Origin of the sequence: Halorussus salinisoli (assembly GCA_005239435.1) — an archaeon.
GTDB lineage: Archaea > Halobacteriota > Halobacteria > Halobacteriales > Haladaptataceae > Halorussus > Halorussus salinisoli.
In genome coordinates, this window is sequence record SZNP01000001.1 from 475,233 (window position 1) to 494,040 (window position 18,808).

The following is an 18,808-nucleotide window of genomic DNA, read 5'->3' on the forward strand; positions in this document are numbered from 1 at the left end:
GGTCTGCGGACATCGACCGGCTACTCCTCCCACGGGTCGGACTGCTCGCGCTCGTGGAACTCACCACCGCCGCGCCAGACGAACCCGTAGACCACGGCTGCGGTCGCCGCGAGGTAGAACATGCCGACTCCCGCGACGATGGCCACCCCGGGAATACCGAGGACGCTGGCGGTCACGTACCACGGTTGGTCCGGCTGAAACACCGTGATTCGGGCGAGCCACGCCGCCAACAGCACGAGCAACAGCGGGTAGTAGATGCGCCGGAGTCGCCGCGAGAGCGCCGTGAACGGACGGGTCTTCACCGCCGGGTCCCGGAGGTCGTCGCTGATGAGGCGACGCCACTTATCGTGCGAGAGTTCGGTTTCGGGGTCGAACAGTTCGGCGAACAGGTTCTGCTCCAGCAGGCGAACGCGCTCGCGCCACACGTCGTAGGCCCGGTAACGCCTGGTCTCGACCACGAGGAACACCACCAGCGCACCCATCCCGATGAGCAGGATGTAGTGGGGATTGCCCGGACTGGAGAAGACCCACGTCAACAGCGCGGCGATGATTGTGACCGCCCAGTAGGAGGTCTGGTCGAGGCGACTCCGCCACGAAGTCACGCGGTCCATCTGACCGCGGTAGAAGTGCCCCAACAGCGAGATGGCGTCCGACGGATCCTCCGCGAACTCCCCGCCGAGATTCTCGTCGGGCGTTCGGTCCTCCGAACTCTCGTCGGGCGTCCGGTCCTCCGAACCCTCGTCGGACGCTCGGCCCTCCGAACCCTCCTCGGTCGAGTCGCTCGGACCCCCCATATCCCGGTGCTACGTTTCTCCGTGACCTACGGTTTGTGGCAGGTGCCGACGACCTACGCCGACTCCTTCAGATACTCGGGGTCGTCGAACGCCTCGTCCTCGCCCTCCACGGCCACCACGTCGAGGGCCGTGACCTCCGCGCCGACGCCCAGCAGGCCCGCGAGGCTCGGGGTAGTCCGACCCTCGTCGCCCGAGACGAGTTCCTTGACGTAGAGGCCGCCTTCGCCGTGGACTTCGAGTTCGGCGTGGCGTTCGTCTTCGAGGTGCCCCTCGACGTCGTAGACGGTCCGGGTCCGGGTGATGGACGCCCGGCGGTGGTCCACGCGCTGGGGCGTGTCCTGCTCGACCGTGGTGCCCCGGAGTTCCTCGACGGCCTCTTCGAGGGCCTGTTCGGACACGTCCGCGTCGAACTCGACGTCCATCCGGTAGGTCTTGCTGGCGTCGAGTTCCTTGACGCGCTCGACCATCCCGTGGGTCGCCAGCGTGAGGTCGGTGACTTCGGCCTTGCCGTCGGCGAACTCGTTGATTTCGGCCTCCAGCGCGTCGGTGTCCACGTTCCGGCGTTGGGGACGCTTGACCTCGATGACGAAGGGTCGGCCGGTGTCGAGCATCAGCGCGTCCACGTCTTCGCGGCCCGCGCCGTGGAAGAGCGCCTCCTCGCCGTCCATCGCGTCGAGGACCGGCGGAGTGGTCAACTGCTCGACGCTCTCGTCGTAGAGGTAGCCCGACCCGCCGCAGTGGTCGCACGGCTCCTCGCCGCCGCCCGCTGCGAGCTGTTTGCCCGAGCCACCGCACTCCCGGCAGGGCCACTCGGTCTGGGGAATGTCGCGTTCGAGCTTCCTGTACCGGCCGTAGACGAACGCCGAGTTGATCTGGACCTCGACCGCGTGGTCGGAGATGGCTCCGTCGTCGCTCGCCCGCGGGGCGGCCTCGACGTTGAGCAGGGCCAGCACGTCGGGGCGCTCGAAGTCCACCTCCGTCTCGGTGAGTTGGCCGACGCGCTTGCCGACCTCGCGGTTGAACTCGGACTTGAACGACTCGCCCGCGTCGTCGGGCAGGTCGGCCGACTCGCGGAGCAGGGCTTCGTTCTCCTCGATGAGCGGCGGGGTTCGGGTCCCGACCTGATAGGTGTCGAAGTTCCACCCCTCCAGCGAGTCGGCGACCTTCTCGGCCCACTCGTCGAATCGCTGGCTCTCGTCCTCGCAGACCCAGCACACTTCGTCTTCGGGTTCGTACGGTTCGTCGTCCTCCAGCGCGGCCGCGATTCGGAGCGACCGACCGCGCTCGGCGTTGGTCAGCCCGAAACTCCGGTCGGCGAAGCATCGGCCCAGACAGGCGTCACAGACCGGGCCGTTCTCGGCGACTCGGCGGGCGTCTTCGAGGATGGTCATGTTGGAAGAGTGGCGATGCGGCGGTTTACCGGTTTCTCATTCGGCGCAGGACGGTTAGGCTTTTGACCCCGCCGCAACCCCTCTCGGCCTGCTCTCCGGTCGCCCTGCCGTGCGAACCGTCTTCCACGTTTCGACGCGCGACTCGTTTCGACGCAGGGCCCGACTTTCACCCCCCGGGGCGTGCTGGCGTCATCGCGCCGACGGCGCGATTGCTCGGAAGACGCGGGTCGTCTTCCGGTGTCGTCGGGAACGGACGTGACCGACTGCTCGGCGGACGTTGTTCGTCCTCCGGTGGACGAGTAGCGCAGGCGGTTGGGGAGGTGTGAGGCTGTGGTGCTGTGCTGTCCTCGTAGGCCCGAGAAGTAGCTAACTACTGCCCTCCGTCGTTTCCCTTCGAGCGAGACGGACGAGACGAAACGAGAAACGGTCCCGACACGACGACCCCTACGAATTTGAGGGCGGAAGTCGTGGACGACCTATGGCCTACCGCGCTAACTACGCCCTGGTGAACGTGGGTGCCTACCTCGGTCCGGACGAAGAGGCGCTGGACGTGCCGTGGGCGGAGTACGTCGGCGACGCCACGCCCGAGTTCGAGTTCACAGTTCCGACCGACCGACCGAGCGACCCTTACGTCGGCTTGCAGGCGTTTCGCGTCGATTCGTACGGCCACGAACTCCGGATAAACGGCGAGTCGCTCGGCGGGTTCGACGTGCCGCCCACCGACGGGTGGCAGTATTGGGAGGACGCGATTACCGACGCCGGTCTGAACGAGGGGACGAACACGCTTCGAATCCGGCGCGACGAGACCACCGACGACAGTTTCGCGGTGAACAACGTCACGATTCACTGGCGCGAACCCGTCGAGTAGGCCGACGCCGTCGCTTCGAAGACGGCTGTCGTTCGTCTGCTCGGGAGTTCGAGAAGTAGTAATCGCCCCCTCGTTCGTCGATTCGAGCAACTGCTCTTCTCCGGCCGTCCTCCGAAAGCACGGTCCGACACTCCACGGAATCGCTCCCCGACGCCCTCGGACCGTCCGGTCCGCCCAGCGCCAGCGACCATCTCCCCGTTCACTAAACCCAGTTCTGCACTCCCGATACAAATATCCACGTTGCTCAAACGAGTAGATATATATACTTCGACCCCGAAAATCCGTCCAACCATGCGAAAACACGCTAGTTGGCTGACCCAGACCGACGAGCGAGTCCTCGAATTCATCCGCGAACACGGCAACCATCCGCCGACCGCGATTCGGAACCGTCTCGCCGACATCGGCGACGACCTCGACTACTCGGCCAACCACGTCGGCATGCGCTGCCGCGAACTCGACGACTACGGCATGCTGGAGAACCTCGGCGGTGGCACCTACGCGATTACCGAGCAGGGCGAGCGATTCCTCGACGGCGAGTACGACGCTGGCGACATCGAAAGCCGCGACTAGAGATTCGAATTTCGTTTTTTGCAACTGTCCGGTAGTCGTGATTCCGTTGACGTGGGTAGTTGGTCGCCACGCATCGTCTGAAAACTCGACGTAGCAGACGCAGTGTCGTCCTCGAAAGTCCCTGTCCGCTCGCTACGTATTTGAGTAACCGACAGCGACGACGGAACGATCAGAGAGAAGACTGAGTAGAAAGCCCCCGCCCGGTCGCGGTCGCTGACCGACATATCCGACGGACGTAGTTGCGTCGGATAGAGGTCGGTCAGACGACCACGGGCCTTCGGCCCGCGACCGGGCGGCCCCTTTATCTTCCCACGGCGATTTGTCGAGGCGGGCGTTTGTCGGTGGTTTGGTCAATCGAGTGCATCGTCCGTGGTGACTGTTCAGTCGGGCGCGTCCGCGGCGGTTGGTCGGCCGGGCGCTCGCATCGCCAGACCTCGTAGGAATCTGTCGGGAGTGGGACGAATCGGAGTCCGCGTTCTCGGCGGCGGTCAACTCAGCAGGTAGCCCCACAGCGCCGCCGCGAACAGCGCCGCGGCGAACAGGCCAAGCAAAAGTACGTCGTCGCTTACGCCGCTGAGACCGCCGATTTCCCCCGAATCGCTCGCTCGACGTTCCCCGGCGGATTCGCCGTCGCGGCCGGCGGTTCCATCGTCGTCCGCGTCGTCGCTCGCGCCGGACTGGGTCCCGTCGTCGGCTTGGGCCATCACGTCTTCCGACTCGATAGCGCCGGGTTCGACGCCGACCGCGAACACCGAGAACCCCGGCGAGACGGCCTCGAAGCGGTAGAACCCGCCCTTCGTTTCCACGAGGTTCGCCGCCAGCGTCTGCCACTCGCCGTCGTGATAGCGATAGAGTCGAACCGCGTCGGGAGAGACGCCCGCCGCGTCGAGCGTCTCGACCGCGACGCGGAATCCGAATCGAGCGGACCCGATTTCGGCGTCGGTGAGGTTGCGCTCCGTGACTTCGAGATACGACAGCACCGCCCCCGCTTTCGGCTCCGGCGTCCCCTCGAGCCGGTCCGCGGACGCCGACATCGCCAGCGAGAAGTTCGATACGCCGGCCGAGACGACCGACACCGCCTCGAACGCCGAGCGATTTCCGCCGAACTCGTCGGGGAGGAGAACCTGGGCCGGGTCGTCGGCGGTGGCGTTCTCGACTGCCGCGACCACCCGGTCGCCCTCGTCGCCGACGCGCTCGACGGTCACCGTCGGCGACTCCGGTCGGTTCGCAGTCGTGGTGCGGTCGTCGTCCGCGTCATCGCTCGCCGACTCGCCCGTCGCTATGGCCCCGCCGGTTTGGCCGCCCGCGGCACCGGTCGCGCCGCCACCGCCACCCGCAGCACCGCCACTCGCCGCACTGACGCCTGTACTACCTCCGGCACCACCCGAACTACCCGCACCGCCGCCGGACTCCGAATCGTTCGTGGGCGCGACGGTCACGTTCTCGACGACTTCGCGGCCAGCGGCGTCCACGAGCGTCACGTCGTACTCGCCCGCGTCGTCGAACTCGTGGGTCGCGCTCGCGTCCGTCACGTTCTCGTCGTCGGGCACCGCGTCGGCGATTCCGTCGCCGTCGAAGTCCCATCGATACTCGCCGGTCCGGTTCGCTCGGAACGTGACCGGTTCGCCGACGGTCGGGGTTTCGGGAGCGTGCGAGACGTTCGGGCTGGCGCTTGGGACGACCGTCACGGCCACCGAGTCGGTGTCGTTCGCGCCGTGGTCGTCGGTGGCGGTCAGGTCGAACTGGAGCGTCCGCGTCCGGTTCACGTCGGGCGCGGTGAAACCCGGTGTGACCGCAGACTCGTCCGAGAGGTTAACCTTCGGTCCCGCGGTCCGGTTCCACTCGAAGGTGAAGTTGTCGTGCAGGTCGGTCGTGTAGCGGCCGTCGAGCGTGACCTCGGTCCCGGCGACCACCGACTGGTTCGACCCGGCGTTGGCCTCCGGCGGTTCGTTCGCTACCTCGACGGTCCGCGTCTCCCGGTCGGTCCGGCCCTGTTCGTCGGTCACGGTCAGCGTCACGCCGTAGGGTCCGCTGTCGGGGAACTCCCGTTCGATGTCCCGACCGCCGAGGACGACCGAGTGGGTCGGATACCGAATCTCCCACTCGTACTCCGTGTCGTTGCCGACCGCATCGGTCGAAGTCGCTTCGAACGCGACGGTCTCCCCGATAGCCGGAGAGGGGTTCGAGACGGTGAAGTTCGCGGTCGGTCGCGATTCCATCGCGACGACTCGTCTGGTCGCGTTCGCCCGGTTCCCGGCCTCGTCTACGACGACCACCGTCGCGTCGTAGGTTCCGTTCTCGGCGTACTCGTGGACGACGGTCGAGTCGTCGGTGGTCTCTTCGGTCGTCCCGTCGTCGAAGTCCCAGCGGTACTCGGCGATACCGGTCTCGTCGTCGGACGCTCCGGTCGCGTCGAACTCGACGCGCTCGTTCACCGTGACGTTCGTCGCGTTGGCGTCGAGGACCGCCTCCGGGTCGCGTTGGTCCACGACGCTGACGTCGACGGTCGTCCGGTTCACGTTGCCCGCGTAGTCTTCCACCGTGAGCGTCACCTCGTAGTCCCCGCGCCCGGTGAAGCGATAGCCGATCGACGCTCTGTCTTCGGTGGCGTTCGGGAACTCCCACGTCGTCGCCGCGATGCCCGAGGCGTCGGTCGAGTCGCTCGCGTCGAACTGCACCAGTTCCGAGACGTTCGCGGTTCGCGTGCTCACCTCGTAGTCGAGCGTCGGTCGGTCGGTGTCGTTCAGGGGCAGAACCACTCGCTCGTCGGTCGCGCTCGCCATCGACAGCGAGACCTCGCAGTCCGACAGCGAGGCGTTCGGCGCTTCGACCGCCACGGTGACGTTTCCGGCGAGTTCGACGCCGGTTCGTCCGTCGACCGTCAGTCGGCCCTGCTCGTCGGTCTCCCCCGCGAGCGTGGCGTTCGCACCGCCGCGCGCGTGAGTCAGTCGGACCGTCGCGTTCTCCACCGCGGTCTCGTTCTGGGCGACGACCGTGACGTTCAGCCTCGACGCCGCCGGGAGCGAGACGTTCCGGGTCTGGTCGGTCGAGGCGTTCACCCGACCGACGGCGTAGACTGCGGGTCGGCCGTCCCCGGCGCTCTCGCTCGCGTTCGTCTGCCGGTAGGTCAGGTCGTAGCTCCGGTTCTCCTCGCCGCGCAGGACGTACCGCCCTCGCTCGTCGGTTCGGTTCCGGTCGGCCGACCCGAGTCGAACGGTACCGTCGCCCACCGGGTCGCCGTCGGCGTCTTCGACCCGCCCGCGTATCGTGACCGACTCGTCGTTGGCGGCGGTCGTGGTCGTGCCATCGTCGGTCGTGGCCGTACCATCATCGGCGACGGTCGTGGGTTCGTCGTTGGCGACGGACGTTTCGCCCGCGGTACCCGCGGCCGCGACGACCGAAGCGCGGTCGCCGGGACCGACGGCCGCGGTGGTCGATACCGGTACGAGGACGCTCGCCACGAGGAGAACGGCCGCCAGGACTGCGATTGTCGGGCGAGCGCCGCCGATATCGGAGACGCTGAGGGGTGTTTGCTCGCGTGCCATGTGTGCGTGCCATGCCGACCGGAACGGTCGTTGTCTGTTGCTTTCCCCAGCACCTTATTAAAATACTGGAACTCAACTTGAAAGTTAAAATTCTAGTTAATCTTGCGTATCCGTCGGCCGACCCGCCGCGACGGATTTCCGCGTCGTTTTTACCGTGCGCCTTCCCCAATCGACTATGAACCGGTCTGCGCTCGTCGCCGTCGCCGCCGGAGCGTTACAGGGCGTCTTCGAGTGGTTGCCAATCTCCAGCGAGGGCAACATCACCGTCTTCCTGACCGCGCTCGGGTCGTCGCCCGAGGCCGCGGTCCAGTTCTCGCTGTTCCTCCACGCCGGAACCGCGCTCTCGGCGACCGTCTACTACCGCGACGAGTTGGGCGACGTGCTGGCCGCGCTCCCCGACTGGCGGCCGGGCGAGGCGTTCGCTGACGACGGGAATCGCGCGACCCTCTCGTTTCTGGGCGTCGCCACGCTGGCGTCCGGAATCGTCGGCATCGCGGCCTACGCCACGCTGGAGACGGTCGTCTCGGCGCTGACGGGCGGCGCGTTCGTCGCGCTGGTCGGCGTCCTGCTCGTGCTGACGGGCGTCCTCCAGCGGGTCGCCGACGACTTCGAGTCGGGCGGGCGGGCGTCTTCGGTCCTCCCCGCCGCCTTCGAGTTCGGCGGTAGAGAGTCGCCGGACCTCACCGACGCCGTGCTGGTCGGCGCGTTGCAGGGCCTCGCCATCCTACCGGGCGTCTCCCGGTCTGGCACCACGGCGTCGGCACTCCTCTTCCGAGGCCACGACGGGCCGTCGTCGTTCCGCCTCTCGTTCCTGCTGTCGATTCCGGCCGCGCTCGGTGCCGGGGTCCTCGTCCTCTTGGACACGGGCGTCCCGGGAGTCGCGCCCGTCGAGGCCGTCCTGGCGCTCGTGACCGCCGCGGTCATCGGCTACCTGACCATCGACGCGCTGATGCGCGTGGTCGAGCGGGTTCCGTTCTGGGGCGTCTGCGTCGGTCTGGGCGCGCTGGCGATTCTGGGCGGCGCGGCGCTGTTGGCGTGAGCGTCCCGATTCGAGTGGCGGGACGAACGTCGAATCGAATCGTTGTCGACCGTGCTCCGGAGGTTCGGTCAGGATGGGGGTCCGAGAGTTCGGAATCGCGTGTAGAGGATAGCCGTCGAAACCGCCGTCTCGGTCGTCGACCAACCGGTGATTCCGACCCGACCAGTCGAGTGGAATACTCTCGTTTACAGTCTAGTTTACCGGTCTGACGCGGCGAACTGCCTTCGGGCCACCTCCGAGCCACTCGGCCTGCGCTTCTTCTCGAACGCCGCGACGGAGAACCGGGTTTTGCACCCGTTTCCGGCATAATTCAATTCCGTCGTGCGGTGTTTGGTATCTCATACCAAAGATATATACATAAATCGATAGAATAGCATTGAGGGGGAGAGTACACATGTCAAACGACACGAATCGAGGGGCGGCGAACGGTGTTACACGAGTACGACGGCGGACCCTGCTCCGGGCCGCGGGAGCGGTCGGCCTCGCCGGGAGCATCGCGGGGTACGCGGGCGACGCGAGCGCGGCACGACAGGAGGGCGAACTGGAACTCGTCCACTGGTGGACCGCCGGCGGCGAACAGGAGGCCCTCCAGGCGCTCATCGAGGGGTTCCAGGAACAGAATCCTGACATCGAGGTCGTGAACAACCCCGCGCCGGGCGGAGCGGGGAGCGCGCTCGACACGGTCATCAAGAACCGGATCCTGAACCAGGACCCACCCAGCACGTTCCAGATCTGGCCGGGACAGTCGCTCAACGAGTTCATCGAGGGCGACGTCCTCAGAGATATCGGCGACAGCGTCTGGACCGACGAGATGCGCGAGGCCTACCTCGACGACGTCCAAGAACTCGCCAGACCGCAGGGGAACTTCGTGTCGGTCCCGCTCAACATCCACCGACTCAACAACCTCTTCTTCAACACGCAGGTCCTCGAGGACGCCGGGGTCGACCTCTCGAACGTCGATTCGCCGAGCGCGCTGTTGGAGGCGATGGAGACCGTCGATTCGGAGACCGACGCCGTGCCGATGGCCCAGCAGACGCAGTCGCCGTGGTCGACGCTCCAACTCTGGGAGGACGTCCTGGTCGGTGAGGCTGGCGTGGACGTGTATCGCGACGTCCTCGACGGAAACGTGGGGGACCACGAGGACGCAGTCCGGAGTTCGCTCGACCTCGTCACCCAGTACAAGGACCTGTTCAACCAGGACGCCGGGTCGATCACGTGGGACCAGGCCAACGCGAAGGTGATCCAGGGCGACGCGGCCATGATACATCAGGGCGACTGGGCCGCCGGCCAGTACAAGGCCACCGAGGACTTCGAGTTCGAGAGTGACTGGGACGCCGTCCCGTTCCCGGGGACGACGGGCATCTACCACATCGTGAGCGACTCGTTCACATTCCCGAAGCCAAACCCCTCGCCGGACGCGACGACGAAGTGGCTCCAGTGGGTCGGCAGCGTCGAGGGCCAGGAGACCTTCAACCCGATCAAGGGGTCGATTCCGCCCCGGACCGACGTACCGACCGACGACTTCGGGCCGTTCCTCACCCGTCAGTTCGAGGACTTCAGCGGTTCCGACAGCCAGCCCCCGACCATCGCGCACGGGACGGGGGTCGTTCCCGAGGTCAAGAGCAACATCGATGGAGTGTTCGCTAGCTTCATCGAGAACTGGAACGTCGATCGAGCGTTCAACGGCCTCTCGAACGCGTTCGACGTCCAATAGCCCGAGCGCGGTCGTCTAACCGCCTCCTACACGTTTCATGCGAGAACTCATCCGTCGCATCCGGGCCGCCAGCCGCCGTCGCACCGCCGGGTGGGGAGACGGCGACGACGACGCGACCGCTCGAACCGACGGCGGCGAGACCCGGGAACTGCCGCGGACAGCGGTCGGGCCGCGGATTCGGTCGCTGCGGGACAGCGAGTTCGTCCGGTCGCTCCCGTTCTGGCTGCTACCGGGGCTGTACATGGGGCTGTTCGTCTACGGGGCCATCGGGTGGAACGTCGTCATCTCGCTGACCGACTGGTCGGGGTTCGGGACTCCCTCGTACGCCAATCTGGACCTCTCGACCTACAGCCGGATGCTCTCGGACCCGAACTTCTGGACGGCGACCCGCAACACGGTCGTCCTACTTTTGGTGTTCACCGGGCTCTCGCTGGTGGTCGGACTCGTGTTAGCGATCCTGATAGATCGGGGCGTGCGGTTCGAGAACACCTTCCGGACGATCTACCTGCTGCCGATGAGCCTCTCGTTCGTCGTCACGGCCATCTTCTGGGCGTGGATGTACAACTTCGAGATCGGGCTGGTCAACGAACTGCTCCGCGCCGCCGGGCTGAACTTCCTGACCCAGCAGTGGATCAGCGACCCGCGATTCAAACTGCTCGCCGTCATCTTCGCGCTGATGTGGCAGTTCAGCGGCTACTGCATGGTGGTGTATCTCGCCGGTCTCCGGGCGATTCCCACCGACCTCTACGAGGCCGCGAAGGTGGACGGCGCGAGCACCGCCCGGATGTACTGGCGGGTCATCCTGCCCCAACTGCGAGCCTCGACGACCAGCGCCGCGGTGGTGTTGATGGTGTTCGCGCTGAAGGCCTTCGACTTCCTGTTCGTGCTGTTCGGGACCAACCCCGGCCCGTCAGCCGACATCCTGGCGATGATGATGTTCCGGCAGGCGTTCACCGTCACCAACTGGGCCTACGGCGCGGCGATCGCGACGATCCTGTTCGTGCTGGCGCTCGGCGTCATCTCCCCGTACCTCTACCTCCAGTACAAGCGAGGTGAACTGTAATCGTGAGCTCACGTTCCGAAGACGACTCGGCGTTCCCGTTCCCGTCGGCGAACCGCATCGCGCTGTACGCCGCCCTCGTCGTGATGGCGGCGTTCTACCTCGGGCCGCTCGAGAGCGGCCTGATGACGGCGCTCAAGTCTCAGGAGGCCTTCTACGAGACGAGCCCGTTCGTCCCGCCGTTCGGGGGTGCGGTCACGTTCCGGCCGTGGATTGAGGCGTTCGGCCAACTCGAGCACGCGCTGGTCAACAGCCTGCTGTTCACGGTGCCGGCGACCCTCCTGTCGGCGGTCATCGGCAGTCTCGCGGCCTACGGGCTGACCGGGGTGAACTGGCGGGGGCAGGTCGCGGTGCTGCTGCTGTTCGTCGCGGGCATCTTCATCCCCTACCAGTCGGTGCTCGTCCCGCTGACCCGGTTCTGGACGATCGTGGACGTCTCGGAGCTGCTCGCGGCGATTCCGCCGCTGGCGGAGCGCCCAGGCATCATAGAGCTGATCTTCACGCACACCGCCTACGGCATCCCCATCACGACGCTGCTGTTCCGGGCGCACTACAAGTCGCTGAGCGAGTCGATGCTGGAGGCCGCCCGGCTCGACGGGGCGAGCGTCTCGCGCATCTACCTGCGCATCGTCCTGCCGCTGTCGGTGCCGATGTTCATCGTCGCGCTCATATACCAGTTCACGAACATCTGGAACGACCTGCTATTCGCGCTGGTGCTCGTCTCGAACCCGGGCAACGAGGCGGTGACGATCGCGCTGAGCAAGCTCAAGGGGTCGATGGTCCAGCAGTTCAACCTCCAGATGGCGGGCGCGTTCATCACCGCGTTCCCCACGCTGGTGGTGTACATCCTCTTCGGCGAGCAGTTCGCCGAAGGGGTCGAGGGAGGCGGGACCTGAATGGCGTCGCTCGAACTCGACGGCGTGACAAAGACCTTCCGCGACGACGGCGACCGCATCGTCGCCGTCGACGACTTCTCGCTCGACATCGCCGACGGGGAGTTTCTGGTGCTGGTCGGGCCCTCGGGGTGTGGCAAGTCCACGACCCTCCGGATCGTCGCGGGACTGGAATCCGCCACGGCGGGCGACGTGCGACTCGACGGGGAGTCCATCGCCGATCGACGACCGCAGGACAGGGACGTCGCGATGGTGTTCCAGGACTACGCGCTGTACCCCCACATGACCGTCCGGGGCAACATGCGGTTCGGGCTGGAGGAGTCGACCGGCATGTCCGACGCCGAGATAGACGACCGGGTTGAGGAGGCCGCCGCGCTGATGGACATCACCGAACTGCTCGAGCGCAAGCCCGCGGAGCTGTCGGGCGGCCAGCAACAGCGGGTCGCCCTCGGCCGGGCCATCGTCCGGGATCCCGCGGCGTTCCTGATGGACGAACCGCTGGCGAACCTCGACGCCAAACTCCGGGCCCAGATGCGGACCGAACTCCAGCGCCTCCAGGAGGACCTCGACGCGACGACGATGTACGTCACTCACGACCAGACCGAGGCGATGACCATGGGCGACCGCATCGCCATCCTGAACGACGGGAAACTCCAGCAGGTCGGCACGCCCCTTGAGTGCTACCACGAACCGGCGAATCTCTTCGTCGCGGGGTTCATCGGCGAGCCATCGATGAACTTCTTCGAGCTCTCGCTCGGGGACGAAGGGCTCACGAGCGAGGCGTTCACCTACCCGCTCTCCGAGGAGACGCGGGCCGCCGTCGCGGGCGCGGACCGCGTCGTGCTGGGCGTCCGACCGGAGGACGTCGACCTCGTCCCCGAGCGAACCGACGCCCACGACTACGAGGTCGTGGTGGACGTGGTCGAACCGATGGGCGACCGCCAGAACGTCTATCTCACGTTCGAGCCCGACGCCGACGAGCCCGAGACGTTCGTCGCCGCGGTCGGGGGGATGGCGTCGGTCCGGGCGGGCGACCGCGTCGTCGCACGGCTCCCGGAGGAGGCGATCCACCTCTTCGACGCCAGCGACGGTACTGTGCTGCGCAATCGCTCGCTCGACGCGGTCGAAGAGACCGAACTGCGCACCGAACCCGAGTGATGTTCCGAGACGCGCTCCGGTATCCGTTCAGAACCGACGGCGACCGGTCGGCGCTCGACGTGGTGCTGATCGGCGGCGGACTCCACCTGCTGGCGGCCTTCGTCCCGGTCGTACCGCTGGTTCCGGTCGCGGGCTATCTGGTGCGGGTGCTCGATCACGCCGCCCGAACCGACCGGCCCACGTTCCGGGACGACGCCAGCCCGCCGTCGTTCGGCGGTGTGAGAAGCCTGTTCGCGGACGGCCTCGCGGCCGCGGCCATCGTCGTCGCGTACCTGTCGGTGCCGCTGGTGGTCCTGGTCGTGACGGCTCGCGGGGTCGGTCTCGCGGCGGTCGGAGCGGGCGGGCCGAACCCCGCCGTCGGCGTCGGCTTCCTCGCGGGCTCGACGGTGACGATTCTGCTGGCGCTGGCGTTCGCGTACCCCCTGCCGGCCGCGCTGACCGCGTACGCCCGCACCCGGTCGCTCCGGGCGGCCTTCGAGGCCGACCGGCTGCGGGCCGCGCTGACCGACGCCCGGTACTTCGTCGCGGTAGGCGCGGGTCTCCTCTGGCTGGGAATCGCCGTCGTGCTCGCCGGCCCACTGAACCGGCTCGCGCTCGGGTTCTTCGTCGTCTTCTACGCCGAGGTGGTCGCGGCGGTCCTCTGGGGCCGTGCGGTCAATGACCGGTCCGGCGGGTGAGCACGCTCGGGCGATCTGTGCGATTAACTGTCGCTTTGCCCGTTGCCGCCCCCGGTGGCTTCCTCGAAGTAGACCTCGGCGATGCGCGTGAAGTAGGGGTCGCGTTCGTCCTCTTCGACGGGGATGTCGATGTCGGGTGAGTACTGGCTCACGGTCCAGAATCGGCCGGACGCGGGGTCGACCGAGACGCCGTTGTAGTCGCCCCAGCGCTCGACGGGACCCGAGAGCGCGTTGTATTTGGACTCGCCCGACTCGACCACGATGCCGTCTTCGAGCCGGCCCGGCGTGAAGTCCGCGGTCCGACCGGCGACGTCCATCCGCGGGAAGGTGTCGGGACCGCTCACGTTGTGCGCGATGACCGTCGCGTCGCCGCCAGAGCCGACCGTCGGCATGAAGTACGAAGTTCCGGGTTCGCCGTAGGTGCCGCTCTGGACGACCGACCGGCTGCGGGCGTCAATCTCGTACCACCGGATGGCCGCCACGGGTCGGCCGTCGCCGTTCCAATCGACCGCCGTCGAGTGGGCGGCCCACACCGACCCGTCGTTGAAGTCGACGTTCATCAGGCGCGTCCCGAGCGTGTCGACGAGGGAGTCGGTTTCCGGTTGGCGCGCGGGCGACGGATAGACGTACGGGTCGACGTCGAGCGTGAAACACTCCAGCGTCGGTTCGTCCACCGGGTCGGTGAGTTCCCAGAGAGTGAGGGTCTCAGCCGGTCCGGGGAACGGAACCGGGAAGTCGCTGTTCGCGAGGTAGAACGTCCCGTCGCTCCCGCCCGAGAAGGGCTGTTGGCCCGGATGAACGGTGAACGTGATCCCGTCGGAGTCGGGGTCGTTCATCCGGTCGAAGTGGTAGGCGGTGACGGTCTCGCCCGCGTACATCGCCGCCTTGTCCATCGTCACCATCGTCACCTCGAACTTGGTGGTGCCGAAGAAGTTCTGGGTCATGTAGACCGCGTCCCGGTCGAAGCCCAGCGTCGGATAGTCCACGAGACCCTCGTTGTCGACGCCGCTCGCGTCCTCGGGCGGGACCCGGTAGACGTACCACTCGCCGTTGGGATTGCTGGTGGCCGACACCGCGACGAGGAACCAGCCCTTCGGCGGCCGCGAGATGTCCGACGTGTCGAGTTCGCCGTCCTCCCGGGCGGCCTCCTCCAGGTCCTCCCGGTCGATCCGCTCGCCGTCGGTCGTCAGCCCGAACTGGAACTGGGTCGCACAGAGGACGAACCGGTCGGCGTTCCGGTCATAGCGCGCCCTCGGGTCGAAGACGAACGGCGTTCCGAAGACGAATCCGCCCTCCGGTTCCTCGATGACCGGCTCCCAGAGGCTTTCGAGCCGGAAGAACTGCTCGCGGCGCCCCGACTGCTTGTTGTAAATGGCGACGTTCCGGTTGAGCGCGTGGACGAGCTGGCCGTTGCCCGCCGCGACCTGCGAGTCCGAGGGCACGCCGCCGCGGGTCTCCAGCGAGTTCACCCCGTCGTACTCGGTGCGAATCGTCAGCGGTCCCTCCTCGCCGACGTTCGACTCCTGGGCAGCCAGTCGCGGCGGCTGTTCGCCCTCGCCGTCGGCCGCGCCGCTCCGCGGACTCGCGGGGTCGATGCTCGGACTCGGGGCGTCCTCGCGGGCCTGTCCGGCGCGAATCTGACCGACGTTGACTGTGCCCGGCTCGTACGTCCGCTCGAAGGGCCCGCGCGCGCATCCCGTCTTCGCGGTCGCGACCTCACCGGCGAAACCGCTGACCGCCAATCCTCCGATACCCACTCCGACCGTTTGGAGCATTCGGCGACGCGTCACGCCTCGGTCGTCGGTGTTACGCTCGTTACTGTCAGGATTTCCATCCGACATATGGCATCATTGAAGTCTATTTGAATTTGTTATTTTCAACGTGAGGTATTACATGCATATCCTGAAAACGTTCAGATGAAGCCTGAAATCGGTTCAATCATCGCTGACCCGATTGCAGTTTCGACTCGGCCGTCCGTGGGAGTCCGTCCGGCGAGTCCCCGCGACAAGCCGAAAGTTGATACGCCCGCTGACCGATGCTTTACCTATGACAGTTCGCGCCGCCGTCGTGCTGGCCGCAGGCGAAGGGACACGCCTGCGACCGCTGACTCGAAATCGTCCGAAACCGATGCTCCCGGCCGCCGACCGGCCGATTCTCGAACACGTCTTCGACGCGCTCATCGGCGCGGGCGTCGAGCGCCTCCACGTCGTCGTCGGCTACAAGCGCGACCGCGTGCAGGACCACTTCGGCCCGACCTACCGGAACGTCCCCGTCAACTACGTCGCGCAGGACAAGCAGTTGGGGAGCGGCCACGCGCTCTTGCAGGCCCGCGAGGCCGTCGACGACGAGGACGGCTTCCTCGTGGTCAACGGCGACCAGGTCATCGAGCGCCAGATGGTCGCCGACGTACTCGACGCCTTCGAGGAGACCGACGGGAGCGCGACCCTCGCGGTCACCGAACAGGCCGACGTGTCCCACTACGGCGCGGTCGTGATGGACGACGACCACGTGGTCGAACTGATCGAGAAGCCCGAGACCGACGAGTATCGCCTGCTCAACGCCGGAGTGTACGCCTTCGCCCCGTCCATCTTCGAGGCCATCGAGGAGACCCCGCGCGTTCATGGCGAACTCGCGCTGACCGACACGCTGGTTCGACTCATCGACCGCGAGGCGACGGTCCGCGGCGTCGTCACCGAGGAACTCTGGGAGGACGCCACCTACCCGTGGGACCTGCTCGACGTGTCCCGTGACCTCCTGCTCCACGGCCGGGTCACCGAACCCGAGCGCGAGGAGTCGATCTGGGTCGCCGACAGCGCGACGGTCCACGACGACGCCACCCTCCAAGGCCCGGTCGTGGTCGGCCCGGACACCGAGGTCCGGCCCGGCGCAGTCGTCGGTCCCTACACCGCACTCGGCCGGAACGCCACCGTCGGCGCGAACGCGGTCGTCTCCCGGTCAGTACTGGATACCGACACCCGCGTCGGCCCGAACTCGACCCTGCTCGACTGCGTGACCGGGCAGGGCGTCTCGCTCGGCGCGACTGCGACGGTCCCCGGCGGGCCGGGCGACGTGCGCGTGGGCGACACCGTCTTCGAGGGCCAGCGACTCGGCGCGCTACTTGCCGACCGCGTACGCGCCGAGGGCGACGTGAGTTTCGCACCCGGGACGCTGGTCGGACCGAGCGCCCACCTTCGAACGGGGACCACCGTTTCCGAAAATATAAGCGAACACGCCGACGTGTTCCGGTGAGTGACTGTGACATCTGCTGACGAAACCGAGGTGGCCGGCTGATGTGTGGTATCATCGGCTGTTCGGGCCGGAGCGACGAGACGCTCGACGTTCTCCTGTCGGGCCTCGAAGGGCTCGAATACCGGGGCTACGACTCGGCGGGAGTCGCGCTCTCGAACGGCACCCTCTCGGTCTGCAAGCGCGAGGGCGAGATACACCGCCTCCAGCAGGCGGTCGACGGCGACCTCGGCGGGCCGGTCGGCATCGGCCACACCCGCTGGAGCACCCACGGCCCGCCGAGCGACGCCAACGCCCACCCGCACACCGACTGCTCGGGCGGCGTCGCGGTCGTCCACAACGGCATCGTGGAGAACTACGCCGACCTCCGGGCGGAACTGACCGATCGCGGCCACGAGTTTGACAGCGACACCGACACCGAGGTCGTCCCGCACCTCGTAGAGGAGGAACTCGCCGACGGCGCGACCTTCGAGGAGGCCTTCCGCGCGGCGGTCACGCGACTGGAGGGCAGTTACGCGCTGGCCGCGGTCGCCGAGGACTCGGCGGCTATCCTCGCCACCCGACACGACTCGCCGCTGGTCGTCGGCGTCGGCGACGACGCGGCCTACCTCGCCAGCGACGTGCCCGCGTTCCTCGACTACACCGACCGCGTGGTGTATCTGGAGGACGACGAGTTCGCCCGACTGGAGACGGGGTCGTGGACCGTCACCGACGCCGATGGCGGCCTAATCGACAAGTCGGTCTCCCGCGTCGAGTGGGACGCCGAGGAGACCGCCAAGAGCGGTTACGACCACTACATGCTCAAGGAGATCCACGAGCAACCGCGCGCGCTCCGGAAGTGTCTCCGCGGTCGCGTGGACGAACGTACGGGGTCGGTCGCAGTCGAGGCGCTGGAGGGCCTGAATCCCGGTTCGGTCCAGTTCGTCGCCTGCGGCACCTCGTACCACGCCGCGCTCTTCGGTGCTCAGACCCTGCGGGAGGCGGGCGTGCCCGCCCAGGCGTTCCTCGCAAGCGAGTACGCCACGTCGCCCGCCCCGGTCACCGACGACACGTTGGTGGTGGGTATCACCCAGAGCGGCGAGACCGCAGACACCCTGTCTGCGCTCCGCGAGGCCCAGCACCGCGGCGTCGAAACGCTAGCGATGACCAACGTGGTCGGTTCGACCGCGGCCCGCGAGTGCGACCGGACGCTGACGATTCGTGCGGGGCCGGAGATAGGCGTCGCGGCGACCAAGACCTTCTCCTCGCAGGTCGTCGCCTGCAATCTGCTCTCGGCCGCGGTGGCCGAGCGCGGCGACGCCCGCGAAGTGGTCGAGGCGTTGCGCGACCTGCCGGGCCAGGTCCAGAAGATTCTGGATTCCTCGCGGGCCGAGCGGGTCGCCGAGGAGTACGTCGATAGCGAGGCCTACTTCTTCGTCGGCAGAGGGCACCACCATCCGGTCGCGCTGGAGGGGGCGCTGAAGTTGAAGGAGATTTCGTACGAGCACGCCGAGGGGTTCCCGGCGGGCGAACTCAAGCACGGCCCGCTGGCGCTCGTGACCGCCGAGACGCCCGTCTTCGCGGTCGCAACGGGGAGCGGAGAGAAAGCGACGAAGACCGTCGGGAACGTCAAGGAGGTCGAAGCGCGGGACGCGCCAGTGGTGGCCGTGACCGATGGGGCGTCGGACGTCGGACGGTACGCCGACGTGGTCCTGGAAATCCCCGAGACGCACGCTCGCGTGGCTCCCGTGTTGGCAAACGTCCAGTTGCAGTTGGTCGCTTATTATATTGCGAAGAAGCTCGGGCGGTCTATCGACAAGCCACGGAATCTGGCCAAGAGCGTCACCGTGGAGTGACGAATCGAATATTGGACT

14 protein-coding genes are annotated in these 18,808 nt (G+C 67.1%); 10 read left to right on the forward strand and 4 right to left on the reverse strand.

From position 1 onward, the window contains the following. Positions 1-20: 20 nt before the first annotated feature. Together E2484_RS06965 and E2484_RS06970 are read right to left on the reverse strand one after the other, a co-directional pair. Entirely contained in the window at positions 21-794 is a 774-nt protein-coding gene (locus E2484_RS06965; protein WP_137284494.1) for a DUF2270 domain-containing protein, read from the reverse strand. Between the two features lie 53 nt (positions 795-847). Next, positions 848-2,185, reverse strand: coding sequence for a tRNA pseudouridine(54/55) synthase Pus10 (locus E2484_RS06970; protein ID WP_137284495.1), 1,338 nt, complete (start codon positions 2,183-2,185; stop codon positions 848-850). 478 nt (positions 2,186-2,663) lie between these two features. On the opposite strand from E2484_RS06970, the gene E2484_RS06975 reads away from it, so the two are divergent. Both E2484_RS06975 and E2484_RS06980 read left to right on the forward strand, forming a co-directional pair. Further along, positions 2,664-3,053, forward strand: coding sequence for a DUF7383 domain-containing protein (locus tag E2484_RS06975; protein ID WP_137284496.1), 390 nt, complete (start codon positions 2,664-2,666; stop codon positions 3,051-3,053). 291 nt (positions 3,054-3,344) lie between these two features. Further along, a complete protein-coding gene (locus tag E2484_RS06980) occupies positions 3,345-3,623 on the forward strand; it encodes a phage repressor protein (protein ID WP_137284497.1) in 279 nt (92 codons plus the stop codon). Positions 3,624-4,111: 488 nt separating this feature from the next. On the opposite strand, the gene E2484_RS06985 is transcribed toward E2484_RS06980, so the two are convergent. Next, a complete protein-coding gene (locus E2484_RS06985; RefSeq protein ID WP_137284498.1) occupies positions 4,112-7,168 on the reverse strand; it encodes a PKD domain-containing protein in 3,057 nt (1,018 codons plus the stop codon). Positions 7,169-7,343: 175 nt separating this feature from the next. Here E2484_RS06985 and E2484_RS06990 point away from each other — a divergent pair, with 175 nt between their 5' ends. From E2484_RS06990 to E2484_RS07015, 6 genes are all read left to right on the forward strand, one after another. Next, positions 7,344-8,207, forward strand: a complete 864-nt coding sequence (locus tag E2484_RS06990; protein WP_137284499.1) for an undecaprenyl-diphosphate phosphatase — start codon at positions 7,344-7,346, stop codon at positions 8,205-8,207. Positions 8,208-8,601: 394 nt separating this feature from the next. Continuing rightward, the gene (locus E2484_RS06995) at positions 8,602-9,921 is read left to right on the forward strand and encodes an ABC transporter substrate-binding protein (protein ID WP_137284500.1); all 1,320 of its coding nucleotides are present in this window, start codon (positions 8,602-8,604) and stop codon (positions 9,919-9,921) included. Positions 9,922-9,958: 37 nt separating this feature from the next. Continuing rightward, entirely contained in the window at positions 9,959-10,984 is a 1,026-nt protein-coding gene (locus tag E2484_RS07000; RefSeq protein ID WP_137284501.1) for a carbohydrate ABC transporter permease, read from the forward strand. A 2-nt stretch (positions 10,985-10,986) separates the two neighbouring features. Further along, a complete protein-coding gene (locus E2484_RS07005) occupies positions 10,987-11,877 on the forward strand; it encodes a carbohydrate ABC transporter permease (RefSeq protein WP_321112025.1) in 891 nt (296 codons plus the stop codon). Further along, positions 11,878-13,032, forward strand: coding sequence for an ABC transporter ATP-binding protein (locus tag E2484_RS07010; RefSeq protein WP_137284502.1), 1,155 nt, complete (start codon positions 11,878-11,880; stop codon positions 13,030-13,032). Beyond that, positions 13,032-13,709 (forward strand): DUF4013 domain-containing protein, encoded by a 678-nt coding sequence (locus tag E2484_RS07015; RefSeq protein WP_137284503.1) that lies wholly within the window; start codon positions 13,032-13,034, stop codon positions 13,707-13,709. Before E2484_RS07010 ends, E2484_RS07015 begins: the two co-directional genes overlap by 1 nt. 23 nt (positions 13,710-13,732) lie before the next feature. Here E2484_RS07015 and E2484_RS07020 read toward each other — a convergent pair whose 3' ends face one another. Continuing rightward, positions 13,733-15,484: a hypothetical protein gene (locus tag E2484_RS07020; RefSeq protein ID WP_321112027.1), complete on the reverse strand. Its 1,752-nt coding sequence runs from the start codon at positions 15,482-15,484 to the stop codon at positions 13,733-13,735. Between the two features lie 271 nt (positions 15,485-15,755). Here E2484_RS07020 and E2484_RS07025 point away from each other — a divergent pair, with 271 nt between their 5' ends. Both E2484_RS07025 and glmS read left to right on the forward strand, forming a co-directional pair. Then, positions 15,756-16,958: a sugar phosphate nucleotidyltransferase gene (locus E2484_RS07025; RefSeq protein ID WP_137284504.1), complete on the forward strand. Its 1,203-nt coding sequence runs from the start codon at positions 15,756-15,758 to the stop codon at positions 16,956-16,958. 41 nt (positions 16,959-16,999) lie between these two features. Further along, complete coding sequence (gene glmS, locus E2484_RS07030) at positions 17,000-18,790, forward strand: glutamine--fructose-6-phosphate transaminase (isomerizing) (protein ID WP_137284505.1); 1,791 nt, start codon at positions 17,000-17,002, stop codon at positions 18,788-18,790. The last annotated feature ends 18 nt before the right edge of the window (positions 18,791-18,808 follow it).